At 45.3% G+C, this 5,085-nt stretch carries 5 protein-coding genes; all 5 read right to left on the bottom strand.

Features of this window, described 5'->3' with window-relative positions:
* Positions 1-548 precede the first annotated feature (548 nt).
* Positions 549-1,727: a hypothetical protein gene (locus U9Q77_03160; protein ID MEA3286363.1), complete on the bottom strand. Its 1,179-nt coding sequence runs from the start codon at positions 1,725-1,727 to the stop codon at positions 549-551.
* Between the two features lie 15 nt (positions 1,728-1,742).
* Positions 1,743-2,315, bottom strand: coding sequence for a c-type cytochrome (locus U9Q77_03155; protein ID MEA3286362.1), 573 nt, complete (start codon positions 2,313-2,315; stop codon positions 1,743-1,745).
* A gap of 7 nt (positions 2,316-2,322) precedes the next feature.
* The gene (locus U9Q77_03150) at positions 2,323-2,856 is read right to left on the bottom strand and encodes a DUF3341 domain-containing protein (protein MEA3286361.1); all 534 of its coding nucleotides are present in this window, start codon (positions 2,854-2,856) and stop codon (positions 2,323-2,325) included.
* Positions 2,853-4,115, bottom strand: a complete 1,263-nt coding sequence (nrfD, locus tag U9Q77_03145) for an NrfD/PsrC family molybdoenzyme membrane anchor subunit (GenBank protein ID MEA3286360.1) — start codon at positions 4,113-4,115, stop codon at positions 2,853-2,855. Before nrfD ends, U9Q77_03150 begins: the two co-directional genes overlap by 4 nt.
* 378 nt (positions 4,116-4,493) lie before the next feature.
* The coding region (locus tag U9Q77_03140) for a 4Fe-4S dicluster domain-containing protein (GenBank protein ID MEA3286359.1) at positions 4,494-5,085 on the bottom strand (592 nt) is incomplete at its 5' end.

Below are 5,085 nucleotides of genomic sequence, written 5' to 3'. Positions count from 1 at the left end.
GCAACCCTGACCTGGGATTTCCGTCAGACCTTCCGTGATCTGGATGGAAATGGTGAGATTGACCTCTCAGATGGCACAGAAGAGGTCATTAAAACCACGGTTATTGAAACTGGTTTCTCTTTTTAGTATAGAGACACATCAGATAAACAAAAACGCCCGGCTTTTGCTGGGCGTTTTTTTACCAAATGACTGAACCCCCTTTTTATTTGGGTCTCCGCACCCCCGGGTTTCAGTGGCTATGTGAAAACGTCATTGCGCAGGAATAATTGCTTGCTAATATTATCTTTAGTTATCTACGTATAGTACTGTTACTATTGATACTTACCACAGGCTTCAGCTTGGGGGTAATAAAAACATTAAAAAGGAGGGCTTTAGCCCAACAATACTGGGCTAAAGCCCAAAGAAACAGTAGGATATCATACCCCCAAGCTAAAGCATGGGGTAAGAGTTGTCCCTAGTCTCACACAGCCCCTGAAACTTGGGGCAACCACCTAACAAAAAGCCCCAGCCAAACAGCCGGGGCTTTGTAAATCAAATGTGCTGGTGTTCTAGGCTACAGTATGATCAATAGACTTTTGTAATTTTGGGTCATCCAGGGCAATAATTGGTGCGCTGCCCATCTTTTTAAATAGGAATCCCAGATAAACCCCGCCAATACCCAGTAAAGTAGACAGGTGCATCCAGGAGACCTGAAGTTGGTGATCATTGAAGTTTGGGGCTATCATCCAGAAATGATCTACATAATGCATGACCATAAATAAAATTGATATGGAGACAATGATTACGGGCACCCGCTTAGCAGCTCGGAAAGCCAACACAATAAAAGGGATTATAAAGTGGAATACGATCAGAATAAGACTGACTTCCTTCCAGCCATGTTCCCAGCGATGGAGAAAATAGATGGTTTCTTCAGGAATGTTGCCATACCAGATCAGGAAATATTGAGCACCACCGATATAAGCCCACCAAGCCGTAAAGGCGAACAGGAATTTCCCTAAATCATGGGTATGCTCTGCTGTGATAATATCTCCTGCTCCACTTTTTCTCAACAGAACACTCAGCATGGAGAGTAGCGCTAATCCTCCGAGAAAACCACCAGAGAACACAAAAACACCGAAAATGGTTGAATACCAGTGGGGATCCAAACTCATCAACCAATCAAAGGAAAAAAGAGTAATTGTGATGGCATACAGGGGAGTACCACCAGCTGCCAATCGCCGCATTTTACCCAGGGCTTCTGCATCGCCCTTATCCTGAGCGATGGAAAGTTTCCGTAAACCGCGAACTAACCAACCCCAGATCACAAAGTAGAGGACATTTCGAATCACAAAGAACGTGACATTCAGATAACCAGCTTTTCCCTGGAGAATTGGATCATGAGCCACAGCATCAGCATGTGACCAATGAAACAAATCATGCATTCCAAAAAACAGGGGAATCATGAAAAAGCCCATGAGTGGTAATGTACAAGCCAGATTTTCAGCAACCCGACGCATCACAATACCCCAATAAGCACCGGTAATATGGTGGATCAAGACAAAAAACAGGGCGCCCAGCGATATGGTTGTAAAAAACGTAAAGGCAGTGAGATAGGCCTGATAGAATTGCTCGTGATCCATAAAGGCACCAATCACCGACAAAAGAATGCCTGATGCACCAGCTATCAAGGCCTTTTTGGTGAAGGAATCGGTCTCTAATAACATGGTTGTCTTTTTATCAAATTTCATAATCTGCTCGACACCTTATTTGTTTTGTAGAGATCTGATATAGCTAATGATAGCCCAACGATCTTTCACAGAGACCTGTGCCTTAAAAGATGGCATATTCAGCCAACCCTGACCAATGGCATTAAACATGTGGCCATCACTGAGATTCATAATCCGTTCATCATGGAAATTTGCTGGAGGAATCGGATACTTATATTCCAGTATCTTGCCCTTTCCATCTGCATTCACACCATGACAAGCCACACAGTAAATACCGTAGCGTTCTTCACCACGGGCAACCATATCAGCCGTAAAATCCATGGGAGCTAAAGCAATAAAATCACCTGATGCATCTTTTCCACGATAGAAAGCATCATTTTCGCGGAGTTCACCGCGCGCAACAGTTCCTTCAACAGGAGTCCGCATGGTAGCGCCATCCACAAAGAAATTACTCTGGGACTGAGCCTTATACTTTTCTTGTGTATCCATGTTGGGGTTTAGATGAACCGGGGGCTGTTCGGAATGTTCACCGCGACCACAGGCAGCGATAAGCATAATCATTCCAGCTAGAATGAGTATTTGAGTAAGTATTAATATCTTTTTCATCATTAACCCCCTACTCGCCAACCACGAGTTCAATATCGGTCCCGCCAATGGAAGCCAGGAACTCTTGGGTTTTGCTCTCATCGAATTTTGCATCATCCAGCTCAATGCTCACAAAAAAAGCATCGTCCGTGACTTTAGCAAACTGGTCTGAATAGAATAAGGGATGGTGTAATCTGGGGAGACGGTTTAAGCCGAACATCCCAAACACAGCTCCGAAAGCACCAAACAGAACAAAGAGCGCAAAGGTCACAATAAAGAAAGCCTGCCAGCTAAAGAACGGTTTTCCAGATATTACCAGTGGATATTCAACTGCTGCGATCCAATACTGAAAGGCCATTCCAAAAGTTGCACCGGTAACGGTTAAGGCGCCCACAATATAGCCAAGAGGGGATCGTTTCAATCCCATGGCATCGTCCATCCCGTGAATGGGAAAGGGTGAGTGACAATCGAATTTTTCATATCCGGCATCACGAACCTTTTTGGCCGCATCAATCAGTTCAGCCGGATTCGCAAAGCGAGCCAGGACACCTAATGTTTGATTCATTTGGCACCTCCCACTTCTTTTTCTTTATGGTGATAATAGTGAGGATCTGATTCAGGCATAACTCCCTTAACTTCTGAAAGCGCAACCATGGGTAGAAATCTCAAGAAGAGCAGAAAAAAGGTGAAAAAGAGTCCAAAACTACCGACAAAGGTTAGAATATCCCAAATGCTGGGTGAAAAGTAATCCCAGGATGAGGGAAGATAATCACGGGACAGTGATGTCACCGTAATCACAAAGCGCTCGAACCACATCCCAATATTAACAAAGATAGAGGCCACAAACATCACCGGAATACTGCGTCGCAGCTTTTTGAACCAGAAAATCTGGGGGGTAATCACATTACACAGGAACATGATCCAATAAGCCCAGGCATAGGGCCCAAAAGCACGGTTAATAAAAGCAAAGACCTCAAAATCATTCTGAGAATACCAGGCGATAAAGAACTCCGTCATGTAGGCATAACCCACCATGGAGCCTGTTACCAGGATGATCTTGTTCATTTTCTCAAGATGATTGATAGTAATGATATCTTCCAGGCCATAGATTTTGCGCGCAATCAAAGCCAGGGTCAGAACCATTCCAAACCCAGAGAAAACCGCTCCCGCGACAAAATAGGGCGGGAAAATGGTGGTGTGCCAGCCAGGTACGAGACTGGTTGCAAAGTCAGTTGCCACAACTGAGTGTACCGAAAGGACAAGAGGCGTCGCTAAGCCAGCTAACATCAAATATGCTTTTTCATAGTGCTGCCACTGACGGTTTCCGCCTCTCCAACCCAGAGCAAAGAAACCCAGAACCTTTTTACGAACCTTGGTTGCTCGATCTCTCAAGGTGGCCAGATCAGGAATCAATCCCACATACCAGAACAGGGTTGATACTGTGAAATAGGTTCCAACTGCAAAGATGTCCCATAACAGGGGACTTCTAAAGTTGGGCCAGATCAACATTTGGTTGGGGATGGGAAACATATAATAAGCCAGCCAGATTCGACCCACATGGATACCGGGGAAAACCAGTGCTGTAATGACAGCAAAGATAGTCATGGCTTCGGCAAAGCGGTTAATGGCTGTTCTCCACTGCTGTCGCAAGAGGAACAGAATAGCTGAGATCAAGGTTCCCGCATGACCGATACCGACCCAAAACACGAAGTTTACAATGGCCCAACCCCAGCCGACTGGATTATTTAAACCCCAGACGCCAGTACCTTCCCAGACCAACCATCCTATTGCACCAAGCAACAACATGAGGCCTGAAACAGCCATGACAAACACCAGCCACCATTGTGACGGTGGTTTATTTTCAACGATCCCGCTTACCTTGTCCGTTAGGGTCGTAAAGGTATGACCACCGGTAACCAGTAGTTCATCACCCCCGATGGCTTCAGCAGCTCCGGGATCTCTTTCAGGATGTTTTTTAAATATACTCACGTTAAAGTTCCATTCGTCATTTCAATCACTAGTGTTGTGTCATCCTTGTAGTATGCAAAAAGTCGCAGCAGTTTTTGGGGCTGGCAAGGCAAATATTTTTAGCATAGCCACTTGTGCTGAGTTCATCGAAGTATAGCTATGGTTGAAATATTTAACGCAGTCAGCAGCGAAAAAAGCAAGACTTGGTTGCAATAGTACATGGTTGACTCGACACTAGGCGTGGTGATTGGTTGCAGAGGTCCCGCTTAAAAGAGCAGGATTCGGATTCCGCAGCTTGGCACCGTAGCTGGTTCGTGGTTGCAAGTTCAACTCGCCCAGTAAGGCATAGTCACGATTCTGTGCTTTAACTCTGGTGACCTCACTATGGGGATCATTGATATTTCCAAAGGCAATGGCATCGGTGGGACAGGCCTGTTGACAGGCAACAACCACATCTCCTTCAGCCAGCTCGCGACCATCATTTTTAGCATCGATCTTCGCAACATTGATTCGCTGTACACAAAATGTACATTTCTCCATGACACCGCGAAAACGGATCGTAACATCTGGATTCATAGCCATCTGTACGATTTCAGGCATCTCCTTGGTGAAATTGAAGAAATTGAATCGTCGAACTTTATAAGGACAGTTATTCGCACAATAACGGGTTCCGATACAGCGATTGTAAGCCATCTCGTTGAGACCATCTTCACTGTGAGTAGTGGCTGCCACAGGACAAACACCTTCACATGGAGCCATTTCGCAATGCTGACAAGCAACGGGCTGGAAGAGCATTTCAGGATCTTCCACATCACCACTGAAATAG

This window comes from Candidatus Neomarinimicrobiota bacterium (assembly GCA_034716895.1).
In the GTDB taxonomy this organism is placed as follows: Bacteria; Fidelibacterota; UBA8477; order UBA8477; family JABMPR01; genus JABMPR01.
The sequence above is the reverse complement of the archived record's forward strand: the minus strand, read 5'-3'. Positions and strand labels throughout refer to the sequence as shown.